We start from the raw sequence: 2,594 nt of genomic DNA on the forward strand, positions 1-2,594 counted from the left end.
CCCCGCCGCTGTCGCGCCGGTAGTCGGTGCCGGTGATATTTTGCGAGACAGCTCAAACATTCATCATTTCCATTCTTGCTAATTTTGGAATAAACGTTTTGACTGTTAGCCAATTGAACGAACCTACCCCCTCTTCCGTCAGGAGTGTCCTATGGCCATCGCAATGCAACGTTTTTGTATTAACCGCAAAATCGCGCCAGCGCTCAGCATTGAAGCGTTTTTCCGTCTGGTGAACCGTCTGGGCCTGAATAAGGTCGAGCTGCGCAACGATTTACCCAGCGGAAAAGTGACCGACGATCTGAGCCATCAGCAGGTGCGCGAGCTGGCGGCGCGCTACCACATCGAGATCCTGACGATTAACGCGGTCTACCCCTTTAACCGTCGTAGCGAAGAGGTGCGGCAGTTGACCGAATCGCTGCTGAAAGAGGCCCAGGCCATCGGCGCCAAATCGCTGGTGCTCTGTCCGCTCAACGACGGCAGCGAGGTGCCGGCCAGCGAAACCCTGGGCGCCCTGCGCGACCTGGCGCCGCTGTTCGCCTTCTATGGCATCCACGGCCTGGTGGAGCCGCTGGGCTTCCCGCAAAGCTCGCTGCGTTCTGCACATCAGGCGCAGACGCTGATCCACGACGCCCGCGTGCCGTTTAAGCTGCTGATCGACACCTTCCATCACCATCTTTACCCGCAGGCGGCGGACGAGTTCAGCCAGGTAGAGGTGGCGGATATCGGGCTGGTGCACCTTTCAGGAGTGGACGATAGCCGTCCGCGCGAGCAGCTCACCGATGCCGAGCGCATCATGCTAACCCCGCAGGATCGTCTCGGCACCTGCGAGCAGGTTAAAGCGCTGGAAGCCCGCGGCTATCAGGGGGTGTACGCTTTTGAGCCCTTCGCTCCCGAGCTGGCGCAATGGAGCGAAGCGGATATCGAGCGCGAGATTGAGCAGAGCATCGCGCTCATCCAGCGCCACTGCGCCTGAGACACTCACGGTACAGCGTGCGCAGCGCGTGACGATTTTCCCAACGCCGGACGACGAGGTTGCCTATAATCGTCGCAGGATAAATGGAGGAATCGACCATGAGCTCACCCCTGTTGATTGCGCGCACGCTGGATAACGCGCTCTATTTACTGCCCGCGATGGCCAACCGCCATGGGCTTATCACCGGTGCGACCGGCACCGGTAAAACCGTCACCCTGCAGAAGCTGGCTGAGTCGTTCTCGGAGATTGGCGTGCCGGTATTTATGGCCGACGTCAAGGGCGACCTGACCGGCATTGCCGCCGCGGGGCAGAGCTCAGAGAAACTGCAGGCGCGGCTGGAGAAGATCGGCGTCAGCGACTGGGAGCCGCACGCCAACCCGGTGGTGCTCTGGGATATCTTTGGCGAGAAGGGCCACCCGGTGCGGGCGACGGTTTCCGATCTCGGCCCCCTGCTGCTGGCGCGCCTGCTCAATCTCAACGAGGTGCAGAGCGGCGTACTGAACATTATTTTCCGCATCGCGGACGACCGCGGCCTGCTGCTGCTCGACTTCAAAGACCTCCGCGCCATCACCCAGTTTATCGGCGATAACGCCAAGTCTTTCCAGAACCAGTACGGCAATATTAACAGCGCCTCGATCGGCGCCATCCAGCGCGGGCTGTTGACCCTGGAGCAACAGGGCGCCGAGCACTTCTTCGGCGAGCCGATGCTGGATATTGCCGACTGGATGCGCGTCGATGCCAGCGGTAAAGGGGTGATCAATATCCTTAGCGCCGAAAAGCTCTACCAGATGCCGAAGCTGTACGCCGCCAGCCTGCTGTGGATGCTCTCCGAGCTCTACGAGCGCCTGCCGGAAGCCGGCGACCTCGATAAACCGAAGCTGGTGTTCTTCTTCGATGAGGCGCATCTGCTGTTCAACGACGCGCCGCAGGTGCTGCTGGATAAAATTGAACAGGTGATCCGCCTTATCCGCTCCAAGGGCGTCGGCGTCTACTTTGTCTCGCAGAACCCGGCGGATATTCCCGACGCCGTGCTCGGCCAGCTGGGCAACCGCGTGCAGCATGCCCTGCGCGCCTTTACGCCGAAGGACCAGAAGGCGGTGAAAACCGCCGCCCAGACCATGCGCGCCAACCCGGCCTTCAGTACCGAGCAGGCGATCCAGGAGCTGGGCACCGGCGAGGCGCTGATCTCCTTCCTCGATGAGAAAGGCAGCCCGTCGGTGGTCGAGCGGGCGATGGTTATCGCCCCCTGTTCGCGAATGGGGCCGGTCAGCGATGACGAGCGCAATGGTCTGCTGAACCACTCGCCGCTGTACGGTAAGTATGAGGAGGAGGTGGACCGCGAGTCGGCTTTCGAAATGCTGCAGCAAGGGGTGCAGGTCGCCACCGGGCAGCAGTCGGCTCCGCCGGCGAAGGGCCAGCAGAACGGCGATGACGACGGGCTGCTTGGCGGCCTGAAAGATATCCTGTTCGGCAGCACCGGCCCGCGGGGCGGTAAACGCGACGGTATCGTGCAGACCGCAGCGAAAAGCGCGGTTCGCCAGGTCACCAATCAGATCGTCCGCGGCATACTGGGCAGCCTGCTGGGCGGACGCAAGCGCTAAAAAAAAGCCCCCCCCCCCCC

2 protein-coding genes are annotated in these 2,594 nt (G+C 61.8%); both read left to right on the forward strand.

Translation table 11 applies throughout. The features are described 5' to 3' along the window. The first annotated feature begins 151 nt into the window (after positions 1–151). On the forward strand, positions 152–973 hold the full coding sequence (locus tag HMPREF9538_RS00230; RefSeq protein WP_004178392.1) for a TIM barrel protein: 822 nt from the start codon (positions 152–154) through the stop codon (positions 971–973). Positions 974–1,071: 98 nt separating this feature from the next. After that, positions 1,072–2,574, forward strand: a complete 1,503-nt coding sequence (locus tag HMPREF9538_RS00225; protein WP_004894665.1) for a helicase HerA-like C-terminal domain-containing protein — start codon at positions 1,072–1,074, stop codon at positions 2,572–2,574. The last annotated feature ends 20 nt before the right edge of the window (positions 2,575–2,594 follow it).

The sequence above is a fragment of the Klebsiella sp. MS 92-3 genome (genome assembly GCF_000195655.1).
GTDB lineage: Bacteria > Pseudomonadota > Gammaproteobacteria > Enterobacterales > Enterobacteriaceae > Klebsiella > Klebsiella pneumoniae.

Coding starts and splice junctions, on each gene's coding strand:
- HMPREF9538_RS00230 (WP_004178392.1), top strand. CDS start 152: ATGGCCATCGCAATGCAACGTTTTTGTATTAACCGCAAAATCGCGCCA.
- HMPREF9538_RS00225 (WP_004894665.1), top strand. CDS start 1,072: ATGAGCTCACCCCTGTTGATTGCGCGCACGCTGGATAACGCGCTCTAT.